Source organism: Streptomyces sp. NPDC102462 (genome assembly GCF_044765425.1).
GTDB lineage: Bacteria > Actinomycetota > Actinomycetes > Streptomycetales > Streptomycetaceae > Streptomyces.
On the sequence record NZ_JBIWKB010000055.1, the window covers coordinates 1 to 14348 of the forward strand.

Here is a 14348-nt window from a genome sequence, read left to right on the forward strand (position 1 = left end):
TCGGTGAAGTGGAGGGTGGTGCCGTCGCGGCTGGGCAGGACGTGTACGTCGCCGCCGGCGCCGTCGGTGAGCCGCGTCCCGGTGCGGGTCGGCAGGCCGGTGCCTGGGTCGAACAGCTGGAAGCCCCGGCCGCTCGGCACCAGCAGCTCGCTGCCGTCCCAGCCCACCCGTCCCACCGGCGCCGGGGTGTTCGCGAGCGGCACATGCCGGGCCGTGTTGGCGTTGAGGACGTCGATGGCGACCGTCGTACCGCGGAAGTCGCCGCCGGCCAGGGTGATCAGCCGCTCGTCGGAGACCGGACGCAGCCCGTCAGCGCCGGGCACCAGATCGATGCTGCGCACCTCCACCGCGCCCACCCGCCGCTCGACGTGCACCAGATCGGTGCCGTCCGGCTGCGGCACGTGCCGCACCGTCACCGGACCCGGCCCGTGCACCCCGTCGCCGGCCGCCCTGACCCCGACGATGCCGCCCGTCGAGGCGTCGAACCGCAGCTCGATACGGGTGCCCTGGAGCCCCGGCACGTCCAGGACACGCGGCGCGGGCGCGGCGGACGCCGCGACGGCGGTGCCCGGCGCGGGCGTGTGCGACGATGAACCCGCCACCGGCATCAGCTCGATGTGCGAGGTGTGCCCGCCCGCCGGAATGACCTGCATGTCCCCGATACGGCCGTAGTCGGGCGCCTGGAGGGCGTAGCTCCAGCGGTGCGTCGTACCGTCCGGCAGGGCGTGCTCGACCTGCAGGACGTCCTGGCCGTTCACCTCGATGTGCCGGGCCGACAGGCCCCGCACATTGTCCGGGTTGACCAGGGTGACATGGGCGCGCTCGGCGCCGGTGCCCGGCCGGACGTCCACCCGCACCCCCGGCAGCGAGACGTCGATGTCGCCGAACGTGTGCTGGAGGTTCAACTGCACGCTGTGCACCATCCGCACCTCCACGGTGCGCTGCGCCAGCGCCGACAGGTCCACCCGGCCCAGCTTCGGCAGGTCCACGAACACCGCGCCGCCGCCCGGATGGCCGAGCCCCCCGGAGGCGGCCGGGGACGGCGCCGGTGTCGGGCTCACCCGGGACACCTCCAGGGAGGCCGGCGGCACCGCGGTGGCGTGCGGGCCCGGCGCGGCCTGGCCGACGGCCGGCGTGCGCACCCCGTCGACCGGGACGGTCTGCGCCGGGGCCTCCAGATGCCCGGTCCGGACGGCGGGCGTCTCCGCGTGCGGGGCGGATATGGAGGGGACGGCCATGTGCCGGACATCTACCGCACCGGGCTCCACGGTGGATGGCGCCACCACATCCGGGTGGCCGGCCCGGCCCGCGACCGCCATGTCGACCTGCGCGACCGACGGTGTGGAGACGTCCACGGACCGGCCGATCGCGGGCACCTCGACCCGCGCCACGGACGGCGCCGTCACATCCACGTTCCGGGCGATCGACGTCAGGTTGACCTGCGCCACGGACGGCGCCGCCACATCCACGTTCCGGGCGGCCGATGTCAGGTTGACCTGCGCCACGGACGGGACGTCCATCCGGCCCGCAGCGCCCACGGCCGGCAGGTCGCTCACCCGGGCGCCCACCGCCGGCGGGTCCAGCTTCGCGACGGCGGGACCGTGCGTCACCGAGCCCAGGCTCGGCACGTTCACCTGCCCGACGGCCGCCACATTCACCTGCCCCGGCGTGGGCACGTGCACCTGGCCGGGCGTCGGCACGCCGAGCTGCCCGAGGGCCGGGGTGTGCACCGTGCCCAGCCCGCCCACCGCCGTCTGGTCGAGCCGGCCCACGCCGCTCGTGCCCAGGTGCGGCAGGCCGACGTGCTGGGCGGTGACCGCGCCGACGCCCGCACCCGCGGACGGCACATGCACCCCGTGCGTGCCCGGAGCGGCCACCGAGGACACCGGGCCCAGCGTGGGCAGATGGACACCCGACACGCCCAGCGATCCGGTCGTCGGCACATCGACGAGCTTGGCGCCCATGCCGGGCACCGGAGCGCGGAAGGACGCCCCGAGCCCCTGGAGCCCGCTGACGTCGATGCGGCCGATCGCGTCGGACACCGACAGCGACGGCAGCCCGTGCAGGCCGGTGCCGAAGGAGCCGCCGCCGCTCGGGGTGAACCGGGAGGCGTTGAGGTGCGGCAGCGAACCCAGGTCGCCCACCGGGTGCATCAGGGAGAGACCGGACGCCACCCCGCCGCTGATCTTGCTGCCCGCCCCGAGGAACTGCCCGCCGGCGAAGGCGCCGTAGCGGTACATGCCGAAGATGCCGCGGTCGATGACGCCGACCTTCAACGCGAAGACCAGGCCGTGGCCCAACTCGTCGGCGGCGACCGGCAGGAACAGCCGCAGCCCGTTCAGCCCGCGCACCCCGTTGACCAGACTGCTGCCCAGGGAGGCGCCGACGCCACGGATGCCGTTGACGGCGCCCATCAGCGACCGCAGCCCGAAGAACGTCTTGGCGCCCATCAGGTTGATGACGGTCAGGTCCACCGCGGCCGGCACGAAACGCACCCCGCCGCCCAACGCGTGACCGCTCATGGTGAAGCCCTTGGGGCCGGGCATGAACCGCACACCGGCCGTGAACTTCAGCCCGTTCAGGCCGTTCAGGCCGCGCAGCCAGGCGTTGCTCGCCTGGAACACGTCGTCGATGCCGAGGGTGAGGCGACCGAGCAGCCCGAACGCGTTGGGGCCGCCCATGAAGAGGTCCCGGGCGCCCTTGAACGCGCCGCTGCCGAGTCCCTTCAGCCCCTTCCACAGATCACCGAGGCGCATGCCCTTGGTGGTGGGCGCGATCACCCCGATGATCGACAGCACCAGATCGGTGATGCTCGCCTTGCCCTGCGAGAAGTCCACGGCCGTCTTGATCAGCAGGGCCACGTTCAGACCGATCGTGAACAGGGCCAGCGGACCGCCCACGATCATCGCCGGGATCACCAGGATCAGCGCCAGCCAGCCCAGCGCCTTCCAGAACTCCTCGCACTCGTCGATCGGCGAGGCGATGCTGTACGCCGCCTCGCGCAGCACCGACGCCGCCGTGCCGGCCGCCGACTCCAACTGGCTCCCGGCGTCCTCGGCGATCGACTTCTGCGCCTCGCGCCCGGCCTCGTCGTCCTCCGCGAGACCGGCCGCGGCGGCCAGCGCCTCGTCCGCCCGCCGCTGCTGCTCGCGCATCACACCCACATAGGTGCGCAGCGCGCCCTGCACATCCTTGTGGGCCTGCCGGAACGTCGAGACGTAATTGCGCAGGTCCTCGTCGATCACCTTGCGCAGCGCGTCCGCGGTCTTGCCGACGAACACGCCGTCCGTGGTGTTCTTGATCGAGGTCAGGCCCTCGTCGATGGTGTCCGCCAGCGTGACGAGGGAGTCCTGGGAGGTGATCACCGCGTCGATCCCGTCCGGATCGCCCGGAGTGGGGTCGCCGCCCAGGCCGAGTGCGCTCCAGTCGGTGGGACGGGGCATCGCGCTGCGCTCTCCTTCCGCCGGCACCCGGACGGGGGCCGCTCGCCGAGCGGGCCCACAGGCCCCCTGAGTACAACGGGCCAGCACCGGCGAACGGTTCAACGAACAGCGAAGGTTTTTCCGGCGCGTTGAACCTTTCCGGGGTTCCGGTGCGTGGATGTGCCGGACAGCGAACCGGGACGACCGGGTCAGGCGAGCGACCAGGAGGCGCGGTGCCCGACTTCTCCATCGACTACACGGCGCTGCACACCGTGCAGCAGAAGATGCGCGATCTGGCCGACGCCGCCGACTCCGGCGGTGCCACGGGCGCGTTCAAGGACGCCGGCGAGGCCGGCAGCTCCGAACGCAAGGCCATGTTCGGCAGTTCCGACCTGTCCTACGCCTTCAACCTGTTCTACTCGCATTCCAGTTCCCGCACGAAACAGGCCAAGGACGGGCTCGGCCAGCTCGCCGACACGTTCTCCGGGGTCGCCGACACCTTCTTCAACGCGGACGCCCAACTCGCCTCCGCGGCCGGCCTGATGAGCCAGAGCCTGGGCCTGGACGACTGGCGCGGCCAGAAGGAGGCGTACGACGCCTGGCAGGAGGACAAGACCGCCTGGGACGCCTACCTCGACAAGATCGGCGCCGCCGACTACTTCGACCAGCACCCGGACGCCCAGATCGGCGAGGTGTGCCGGGCCGACGACGCCCCGTCCTTCTGCGAGACCTGGATCAACGACGACGACGCGCCCGACGACCCCGGCCCGGCGCCGCAGAAACCCGCCGACGACCCGCCGACCTCGTACCACTACGAGGACGAGCAGGGGAAGGTCGACGTGACGGTCGAACTGGACGACGACTACAACGTGATGAAGGAGACCTCCACCATCACGACCCCGGACGGCCAGTCCTACACCTCCGTCACGACCTACCACTCCGCGCCGGAGATCATCACCCCGGCCGAGGGCGACAAGTTCGACGCGCGTGACTACACGATGGAGACCACCTACGCCGACGGCTCGAAGACCACCATCGACGTGGTGATCGACACGGACGGCTCCGGGACCATGACCACCACGGACCAGGACGGCAAGGTCACCGTCTCCACCCGTTCGGGACCGGACGAGGACTGGTCCGAGCCCGAGGAATCGGACGACTAGTCCGCCCCGACCCCCGAAGAGAAAGGCCACCCGAACCGTGCCAGCCAACATCAGCCTGTCCTACGGCGAGATCGAGCGCGTCTCCAACCTGCTGGACACCAGCGTCGAGGAGACCCTGGTGCCCCGCATGGACGAGGCCAAGACCGAGGTCGACACCCTCCTCGACACGGCGCTCGTCCTCACCCAGGCCAGCCCGGCGCTGCAGACCCAGTACGAGAAGTTCACCACCTCGCTCAAGGACGCCACGGAGAGCATCAAGGGCTACGCCGAGCAGTTCCGCCAGATCATGAACTCCGTGAAGGACATGGACCAGGACATCGCCGACAAGGTCAACAGCAGCGGCCAGTAGCCCCGTCGTCCCCAGCAACCGGCACCAGCAGTCAGGAGACAACCACCGTGGCCACCACCCCCGATGTCCTGGTCGACTACGACGAGATCGCCCGGGTCGCCACCACCATGGGCAGCAAACTCAGCGACATCTCCAGCGAGTTGACCAACCTGGAAACCACCGTCAGCGGGCTGCTCCAGGACGGCCTGGTCTTCGAGAAGGCCAGCCCCGCACTGCAGAACGCGTACACCGACTTCAGCAACCAGATGAAGACCTCGGCGAAGAACATCCAGGAGTACGCGAACACGTTCAACGACATCGCCAAGTCCCTGTCGGAATCCGACCAGACAATCGCCACCGACGTAACCAACGCAGCCACCCAGAACAACAACTGACCCCACACCCCCGCGCCCCAAGGGGCGCGGGCCCGTGTCAATGTGCGCCTCCGCCGCGATGCGACAGCGCCCCGAAGGGGCGCGGGGCTGTGTCAATGTGCGGCTCCGCCGCGCGGGCGCGACCAGCCACGATGTTGCCGCAGGCGAACGACGGCGTAACCTGGCCGGTCCCGCGGGGGCAAGCTGCCGCAGGCGAATTACGGCGCGTCACGGCAGTGTCGGCGGACGCCAGTCACACCGCCGACGTACGCGGACGGCAGCGTGTCACGGCCCAGCCAGCGGAGCGCTCAGCACGGTGAGCGGCACCTGCACCGTGATCGCCGTACCCGTCTCGCTCGCCGTCCAGCCGCGCCCCGTGACCAGCGGAGTGCGCACCTGCTCCGCGGAGATCCGCACCCCGATGAGATCGCCCTCGCCGATGCTCTTCGGCCCCAGCAGGATGCCGCGCCGCGACCGCCGCGCCATGCCGACCCAGCCGAGCGAGCTCATGGACTCCGGCAGACCGGCAAGCAGCAGCCCCTGCCCGTGGTCGCGCCCCGACGTGGCGACCTGCCGCAGCACCTTGTCCGCCCGGCAGCTCAGCAGCAGATCGGCGTCGTCCACGACCACCACCACCGGCCGCCCCGCCACCGCCTGCAGCGCCTCGCTCACCGTCTCCGCGGCGGGGTCGGGATCCGTGATCACCCGGGCCAGGTCGTGCGCCGCCAACTGCCGCAACTGCGACTCACGGGGCGCCAGGACGACCAGGGACGTACCGCCGAGCAGCAGCGACACGCACATCGACGCGAGCGTGGTGCTGCGCCCGGTGCGCGGCGGTCCGGCCACCATGAACGACCCACCGCTCGCGGCGAAGTCGTAGCCGAGCGGTTCACCGGCGTCACCGCCCACCCCGATGAGCGCCCACAGCGGCCGGCGGTCGGCCTGCGGAACCAGGTCCATGGCCTCCTGGAACCCGATCATCGCCGGAAGTTCCTCGATGCGGAACGGACGCCGCGCGTCGCTGACCGCAGCGTCCCGGGCGGTGGCGCGCCGGCCGATCTCGCGCACCGCGTCCGCCTGGTCGGCGCCGTCCTCGGCGGGCAGCAGCGCGATCTGCGCCTCGATCCGCTCAGGCGCCAGCCAGCCACGCCCCGGCGGGATGTGCGCCGGCACCTTGGTGCGGCTGAGACCGGCGACGTTGTAGTCGCTGGGATCGGCCTGCCGCAGCAGCAGCCGGTGGTCGTTGTGCGCGGCGAGCCGGCCGCCCAGCAGCACCCGCTCGGAGGTGGCGATCACATGGATGCCGGCCGCGGCGCCCTCCCTGAGCAGCCGTACCACCTCGGCGTAGACCCGGCCGCCGTCGTAGTCGTCGAGCATCGCGCCGAGCGCGTCCCAGCCGTCGATGAGCAGCAGCAGCCGGGCCGGCCGGCGCTCCTTGGACAGCTTGGCCCGCAGATCGGCGAGATCGGCACAGCCGTGCTGCGAGATCAACCGCTGACGCGCCGTCAGTTCCGTGTTGAGCCGGGCGATCAGCCGCTCCAGCCGCTCGGTGTCGTGCCGGGAGACCACCGCCCCGCAGTGCGGCAGCGACTCCAGCACGCTCAGGCCGCCGCCGGCCGCGTCGATGCCGTACACGTGCAGATCCGCGGTGGAGATGGCGAGCGCCGCCGCCCCCGCCACCGTACGCAGCACCTGGGTGCGGCCGGAGCGGGGCGAGCCGATCACATACAGATGCCCGAACGTGGCGAAGTCGATGGTGCCGAGCCGCCGCTCCTGGAGCTGCGGCAGGTCCAGCAGCGCGTACGGCACCGGCGGGAGGGCTCCCGGCGGTACGGGTGGCACCGGCGGCAGGTCCGCCGCGTCCACCCGGTCGGCCAGCGGCGGCAGCCAGGGGCTGTGCTGCGGCACGAAGTCGTCGAGCAGCCCTGCCGCCTGCCGGATCGCCTCCACCAGGACCCGCAGATCGGTGACCGGTTCCTGCGCGGAGACCTCCACCAGCTGTTCGTCCTCGCCGTCGGCGAGTTCCGTGGGCCGGCCAAGCCGCTGCCACGTCACCTCCACCGCACGCACCGGCCGTGCGGAGGCGCTGCGCGCGGCGGGCGCCCCCTCGCGCTCGGCTCCGGCCCAGGCCGTCTGGAACGGGGTCGGCGCGTCCGAGCCGCGCCGCACCAGTGCCCGGCCGGGCAGCGCGGGGGAGATGCTGACCGCGTCCGGGGCGTTGATGATGTCCTGGCTCTCGGCGCGGTCCGTGACCCGCAACGCGATCCGCAGGTTGGTGTTGGCCCGGATCTCGTGGCTGACCGAGCCGCCGGGCCGCTGCGTGGCGAGGATCAGGTGCAGACCCAGCGAACGCCCGCGCTGCGCCAGCCCGATCAGCCCGGGGACGAAGTCCGGCAGTTCGCGCACCAGGGTGGCGAACTCGTCGATCACGAGCAACAGCCGGGGCAGCGGCGGCAACTGGGAGTTCCGCGCCCGCTTGGCCCGGTACTCGGCGTGGTCCTTCGCCTCCACCTCGGCCAGCACCCGCTCCCGGCGCCGCAGTTCCGCGTCCAGCGAGGCCAGCGCACGCTGCACGAGATGACCGTCCAGGTCGGTGATCATGCCCAGGGTGTGCGGCAGTTCGGCGCACTCACGAAAGGCGCTGCCGCCCTTGTAGTCGACCAGGACGAAGGTCAGCTCGTCGGGGCGGTTGGCCGCGGCCAGCGAGGAGATCATGGTCTGCAGCAGTTCCGACTTGCCGGACCCGGTGGTGCCGCCGATCAACCCGTGCGGGCCGTCGCGCACCAGGTCCAGGCGGAGCGGCCCCTCGTAGCCGGCGCCCAGCACGAACCCGGTCGACGCGGGCCGGCGCGCCCAACGGGCCAGCAGCGCGGCCGGATCGGGCGGCTCCTGCTCCAGCAGCGGCAGCAGCCGCACGTCCGAGGGCAGCCCCGAGTCGCTGTCGACGGTCACGTCCCGCACCGGCGCCAGCGCGCGCGCCACCTCCTCGCACCACTCGGGCTCGACCAGATCCGCCCGCACCTCCTGCACCACGGGCACACCCGAGGTGCGCACGGTCAGCCGCTTGCCCTCGGTGGTGACGACCGCGGTGCACTCCTCCGGCAGCAGCCGCTGGTGCTCGTCCACGCAGAGGCCGAACACCCGCACACCCGGACCCTCCGTGAGCACCTGCACCATCCCCGGCACGTCCCGCAGCCGGCGCGCCCCGTCGAGCACCACCAGCACGTCCGGCTCCCGCGACAGGCTGTGCCCGAGCGCGCTGTTGCCCCGGGCGGTGGTACGGGCCTGGATGTCGGCCACCAGCTCGTTGACGCGGTGCGCGGTGCTCTCCGGGTCGTTGCCGACCGCGACGAGGCCGCCCGGACGCCCGGAGCCGAGGTGCGGCAGCCAGCGCACCCAGTTCCACTCGTCCGCGTGCTCCTCCGTGGTGAGCACGACGATCCGCAGGTCGCGCGGGCTGTGCAGCACGGCCGCCTGCGCCACCGCCCAGCGTGCCAGCGTCCGCGGCAGCCCGCCGGGCCCGGCCATGCCGGCCACACCGAGGTCGGCGAGTTCCAGGCCGTAGGGCACATCGGCGAGCCGCCAGTGCACCTGCCGGTGGTTGGCCTCCCGGGCGTGGTCGTCGATGCGCTTCAGCGACGGCCGGGTGACCGTGCCGAGCCGCAGCGTCAGATGGTCCGGGTCCCGGCGCCTGCGCTGCCACAGCAGGCTGCCCGGACCGGTCGCGGTCAGCAGCACGGTCGCCGGGTCCGGGAAGGTCAGGTTGCGCAGCTCGCGTTCGTCCAGGATGGCGTCCCGGACCTCCAGTTCAAGGGCCGCCCGGCGCAGCCGGTACAGCCGCAGCGCCTCCTGCTGCTGCTTGCGGCCCGAACGCCGTCCGGTCAGCCAGTTGCCGATCGCCATCAGCGGCGTGAAGAAGATGAACACCACGAAGTAGAAGGTGCGGAACAGGCTCATCATGACCAGACCCATGACGAGCGGCGTCATCATCATCACGAACGGGAAGGGCCGGTTCTTGCGTTCGCCGGGCGGGCCCTGCATCCGGATCGACTCGGTGTCCAGGTGCGGGGTGATGCGCGGCGGACGGTTGTACTCCACCGCGAACCCGTCCGCCGAGACATTGACGGCCGCGTCCGGCTCGAACGGGTCCGCCAGCCGCAGCAGATGGTCGCCGAGCGCGAGATCGGCGTACGGCGGCCACTCGTTCGAGCCGTCGTCCGGCGGCGGCCGGTGCCCCGGCACAGGAAGCGGCGGCGGGGTCGGCAGCCCGTCCGGGCCGGGCGGTGCCGGTTCCGGGGTGTGCCCGCCGGGGCCGCCGTCCACCGGCCCGGCCGGCTCCTCGGCGGTCAGCGGGGTGCCCGTCTCGGGGTCGACCGGCGGGGGCGGGGTGAGGCTGCGCAGCCCGTGCCGTGCGGGATCGGCGTCGCCGGGCAGCCGGAAGGTGACGGTGCCGTCCGTGCCCACGGTCACCCACACCCCGCGCTCGGGAGCGTGCCCGCCGGTCAGCCGCAGCGCACACCCGCGGTCGGTGCCGATCTCGTGGCTGCCCGGACCCAGCCGCCAGGTACGGCCCGCGCCGGGGCCGCCCACATGGCGCACCTCCACCAGCGCCGGGTCACCGGGCGGCGGCTCCCAGATGCGGGCCGCGGTGCCCGATGTCACCGGCGCGCCCAGGCCGAGGACGGCTCCGGCGCGGATGCCGCTGGCCCCGACCGTCGTGTCGGGACTGACCGGCCGGTCGCCGAGGTAGAGCCGCCGCGCGCCGAGCGCGGCACCGAGTTCGGCGACCGTGGCGCCCTCGGGCAGGTCCAGGAGGTGATCCGCGCGCCGTGCGGCGGAGTCGATCGTGGTGAGCGTCAGTTTCACGTGGCGGTCCGTTTCGCGGCCGGGGCCGGCTCCGTGGTGCGGACGGTGGTACGGGCGGGTGCGGACTGCTCCGCGGCGCCCTCGTCGGTACGGCGGCCCGCGCCCGCGGCGGACGGCCGCCCCCGGACGCCGGCCCGCTCCTGCTCCGCCTCCTCCTCGAACAGGTCGGCGTCCTCCAGGAGGTCGTCGGCCGCCTCCGCGGCCGACGCGGGCACCAGCACCGGCGGCAGGGTGTCCAGCACCCGGGCCACGGCCCTGCCCAGCCCGTCGCAGCGCGGCACCAACGGGGTGCCCATGACGGCGACCCGGCCGTGCCGCTCGGTGACCAGCAGCCGTGCGTAGCCCCGGGCCTCGCCGAGGACCAGCACCCGCAGCACCGGCTCGTCGCCGGGCGGGGCCGCCAGCTCCGGCGGCAGCGGATCGGGCAGTTCGGTGGTGACCAGCACGGGGGCCAGGCCCAGCCGGTGCCGGGTGTCCCGCGCGGTCCGGTAGGCGGTGCGCACCGGCTGCCCGGGGTGGCGGCGGTGGACGCCCTCCGCGACGACTACGAGGGGACGCGGCAGCCGTGCCTCCAACTGCGCGGCGAGCGCCTGGAGAAGGGCCCGCGAAGCCTTCCCGTCACCGGCCGCGGACAGCACCGGCGGCCCCACGGCCAGATCGAGGAAGGCGCACTGCTGCTCGCCGCCGTAGCGCTGGGTGCCGAGCGCGACCACGATCGGGCGGGCGCCGGCCGCCTGCGGGGTCACCGGCGGCAGGTCGGCGCGGGCGACGGTCCAGGGCTCGGGCGCCTCCCGGCCGGCCAGCATCACGGTCACGGTGCGGGCGCCGACCAGGGCGGCGTAGGGCGCTCCGGGCAGGTCCGCGGTGCGCGCCGCGGCCAGGGCGCGTTCCGCGTCCTGCCAGGTCGCCGGCTCGCGCAGCCGCCGCACCAGCAGCCGCAGGGCGCTGCGGTGCCGCAGCCAGGACCGCGGCGGCTCGGCGAACGCGGCGGCCGTCAGCGCCAGTTCCCGGCCCAGCCGGGCCGCCCAGGCGCGCCAGCCGCCCCACCGCATCGCCCAGTACCGCAGCAGGACGAAGCACAGGACGGCCACTCCGATGATGCCGAGCCAACGGAACAGCGTGTCGCTGTGCTGCCGGAACCAGACGAAGGGGTCGGTGTTTCTCATCGGCGGTCGTTCCCCTTCACGCGGCCCGGAACTCGCGGCGCAGGGCCTCCAGCGCGTAGTGGTTGCGCGACTTGACCGTGCCCTGCGGCACACCGAGCACGCGGGCGGCCTCGGCGCGGGTACGGTCGTCGAGGTGGACGTGGTACAGCACTTCACGGTGCTCTGGTGTCAGCCGTGCCATGGCTCCGTGCACCATGTGGCGCTCCACCACGAGATCGGCGATGTCGCCGGTGGTGTGCGCCGGGTGCGGTAGGTCGTCGGGGCTGATGCCGACGGGTATCGCCCGGTCCCGGCGGTGGGCGTCGATCGCCAGGTTGCGGGCGACCCGGAACAGCCAGGCCTGGAGGCGCTGGTCGCCCTGCTGGTCCAGCTCGTCGGTGGTGAGCCACGCGCGCAGCATGGTCTCCTGCACGATGTCCTCGGCGCGATGCCGGTCGCCCGAGGCGTACCGCGTCACATAGCGCAACAGGCGTGCTCGATGACGCTCGGCGAGGGGGACGGCGGGCCGGGCATCCGAGGGAACATGGGACATGCTCTGCTCCAAGACGCACTCGGGTCGGGCAAGGGAGGGGACTGATGAAGCGCTTGGCGGAACTGTATTCACGTCATATCACTTTCGCCTCGGGGCTCTTCTTCGGAAAGGCGGCAAATTGGGCACGGAAACCTCAGACAAAGCTCTGAACTTTTCCGACGCCCCGGTACGGTGCACGCCGCAGGGGGGGTCGGCAACTCCTCGTCCACGCAATGCATTTCCCGGTCCGGTACCGGTTGGCCGCCCGTTTCCCGGCAACCGCTGCCCGTTCGGCTGACCGGGCGCTGCCCGTTTGCCCGGTTTCCCTTGCGCCGGAAATCGCCGGGCGGTCGCACGCGGCGGAGTCCGGACGACGACCGGCGTCCGGCGCGCGGGGGCGGCACCGATGGCGAAGGGAAGCTCCGGCGGGCTCGGGTCGGTCCGGGACACGGAACTCCGCGGCGGACACGGCCGGTGACGCTCCAGGGCGGCAGCCCGGGGCCTCGCCGCGCGGGAAAAGGCGCCCGCCCGAACGGCCGGGCGCGGGCAAGAGGGAGGAAGCGGACGGGTGATGCGGACCGCGGAGTGAGCGGCCCCCTGACCGCCGCCGCCCCCTCGTGATCGCTTCCGACCAGGTCGGACCGGTCTCTTTCGGTTCGACTACGCGTCCCCCCGCGAGGTCGTCGTGCTGTCGTACGAGTCCTCATACCAGAGCGGGACCCCCGACGGGGGACTTTGCCAACTGCCCATCGCACACGAGGCACAGACGACTACTGTCAGTGTCCGTCGGCCGGGCAGGCCGGACGCCCCACGTCCTCGGCCCCCTCGACCGGCACCGCGATGGCGCATGCCCACGTCGTGCACCCCGCACGAGGAAACAGGCCCGACGGACCAGTACGAGGACACCGATGTCTCACCTCCGTGCACCGGCCCCCCGCGCCGACCGCCGAGAGGGCGGCCGGCACGGGCGACCGACGACCCGCCCCGTACCCGCGTCGCGCGAGCCGCGCCTACGGCCCCAACTCCTGCGCCTCGCCGTGCTGCCGCCCCTCGCCGTCGCCCTCGGCGCGAGCGCGGCCGTCCTGTTCACCGTCCGCGCCACCGGCGCGCGACCCGGACTCGCCCTGTGGGGCGTGCTCGCCGGAGCGGCCTCGGTGACCGTCGTGAGCATCGCCGTCGCCGCCGTGGCCGCGGACCGCGCCGCCCGCACGGTCGGCGACCGCGTCGCCGCGCTGCGCCGCAGCACCGCACGCGGCGAGAGCGACCTGCGCGCCCTCGTGGAGGCGCTGCGCCGCGGCGAGGGAGCGCCGCGACGCAAGCCGCCCGGCAGACCGCCCACGGACGCCGACGACTTCGAACTGCTCGCCGCCGACCTGGGCCGCGCCCACGACGGCGCCGTGCACGCCGTCGTCCAGGCCGCCCAGCTCTCCAGCCAGGCCGGCAGCGAGCAGAAACTGGAGGTCTTCGTCAACCTCGCCCGACGGCTGCAGTCCCTCGTGCACCGGGAGATCTCCACCCTCGACGAGCTGGAGAACGAGATCGAGGACCCCGACCTGCTCAAGGGCCTCTTCCACGTCGACCACCTGGCCACCCGCATCCGGCGCCACGCCGAGAACCTTGCCGTGCTCGGCGGCGCCGTCTCCCGCCGGCAGTGGAGCAACCCGGTGTCGATGACGGAGGTGCTGCGCTCCGCCATCGCCGAGGTCGAACAGTACTCCCGGGTCAAACTGGTCCCGCCGATCGACGGCGAACTGCGCGGCCACGCCGTCGCCGACGTCATCCACCTGCTCGCCGAACTCGTCGAGAACGCCACCGTGTTCTCCGCCCCGCAGACCCAGGTGCTGCTCCGCGCCGACCTCGTCACCTCCGGGCTCGCCGTGGAGGTCGAGGACCGTGGCCTCGGGCTGCCGCTCGTCGCGCAACGGAAGATGAACGCCCTGCTCGCCGACCCCGACCAGGTCAACGTCGCCAGCCTGCTCGCGGACGGCCGGATCGGACTCTTCGTGGTCTCCCAGCTGGCCCGGCGGCACGGCATCAACGTCCGCCTGCAGACCAACATCTACGGCGGCGTGCAGGCCGTGGTCGTTCTCCCGCAGGCACTGCTGGGCACGGGACCGGGCGCGCAGACCGGCACCGGGGCTACGGCGGTCGGCGCTTCCCCGGCCGGGGCGCCGGGCGGGGCGTGGCACCCGCCGGCGGAGCTCCCGGCCGACGGACCGACGGGCACGACGACCGGACGACCGGGCGTTCCCAGCCAGCCCCCGGCCGGCCGAGGACGCCACGCACAACGCGACTCGGCGGGAGCGGCGGAAGAGCGGGAAGCCGCGGGAGCCGTTGGGGTTGCGGAAGCTGCCGGAGTCCCGGGAGCCGCTGGGGTTGCGGGAGTTGCGGAAGTGATGGGGGGCGTCGGGGCGGCCGGAGTTGCGGAAGTCACGGGAGGCGCCGGGGCTGGGGGAGTTACGGAGGCCGCGGGGGTCGCCAGTGCCGTGGGAGTGCCGGAGGTTGCGGGAGCGTTCGG

Annotated in this window: 7 protein-coding genes and 1 pseudogene; 4 read left to right on the top strand and 4 right to left on the bottom strand. The window is 73.2% G+C overall.

From position 1 onward, the window contains the following. Positions 1-3443: pseudogene (locus ACIRFL_RS34050) on the bottom strand (hypothetical protein); the annotation flags it as partial. Between the two features lie 212 nt (positions 3444-3655). Here ACIRFL_RS34050 and ACIRFL_RS34055 point away from each other — a divergent pair. The 3 genes from ACIRFL_RS34055 to ACIRFL_RS34065 are packed head-to-tail and all read left to right on the top strand — an operon-like array spanning position 3656 to position 5308. Next, a complete protein-coding gene (locus ACIRFL_RS34055) occupies positions 3656-4585 on the top strand; it encodes a serine/arginine repetitive matrix protein 2 (RefSeq protein ID WP_404036367.1) in 930 nt (309 codons plus the stop codon). Between the two features lie 37 nt (positions 4586-4622). After that, entirely contained in the window at positions 4623-4934 is a 312-nt protein-coding gene (locus tag ACIRFL_RS34060; protein ID WP_404036370.1) for a hypothetical protein, read from the top strand. Positions 4935-4981: 47 nt separating this feature from the next. Continuing rightward, positions 4982-5308 (top strand): WXG100 family type VII secretion target, encoded by a 327-nt coding sequence (locus ACIRFL_RS34065; protein WP_404036373.1) that lies wholly within the window; start codon positions 4982-4984, stop codon positions 5306-5308. 264 nt (positions 5309-5572) lie between these two features. On the opposite strand, the gene ACIRFL_RS34070 is transcribed toward ACIRFL_RS34065, so the two are convergent. From ACIRFL_RS34070 to ACIRFL_RS34080, 3 genes are read right to left on the bottom strand one after another with little or no spacing between them, the layout of a single operon-like run. Then, a complete protein-coding gene (locus ACIRFL_RS34070) occupies positions 5573-10153 on the bottom strand; it encodes an FtsK/SpoIIIE domain-containing protein (RefSeq protein ID WP_404036376.1) in 4581 nt (1526 codons plus the stop codon). Beyond that, on the bottom strand, positions 10150-11319 hold the full coding sequence (locus ACIRFL_RS34075) for a hypothetical protein (protein WP_404036378.1): 1170 nt from the start codon (positions 11317-11319) through the stop codon (positions 10150-10152). The genes ACIRFL_RS34070 and ACIRFL_RS34075 overlap by 4 nt, the downstream gene beginning before the upstream one ends. Before the next feature lie 16 nt (positions 11320-11335). Next, positions 11336-11851 carry a sigma-70 family RNA polymerase sigma factor gene (locus tag ACIRFL_RS34080; protein WP_404036381.1) on the bottom strand — a complete coding sequence of 172 codons (516 nt, stop codon included), beginning with the start codon at positions 11849-11851 and terminating at the stop codon, positions 11336-11338. An 887-nt stretch (positions 11852-12738) separates the two neighbouring features. Between ACIRFL_RS34080 and ACIRFL_RS34085 the strand changes: the two genes are divergently transcribed. Beyond that, on the top strand, positions 12739-14348 hold a 1610-nt coding region (locus ACIRFL_RS34085), incomplete at its 3' end, for a sensor histidine kinase (RefSeq protein WP_404036384.1).

Excerpts from the sequence above, each read along its gene's own strand:
- ACIRFL_RS34075 (WP_404036378.1), bottom strand. The coding sequence starts at position 11,319 with ATGAGAAACACCGACCCCTTCGTCTGGTTCCGGCAGCACAGCGACACG.
- ACIRFL_RS34080 (WP_404036381.1), bottom strand. The coding sequence starts at position 11,851 with ATGTCCCATGTTCCCTCGGATGCCCGGCCCGCCGTCCCCCTCGCCGAG.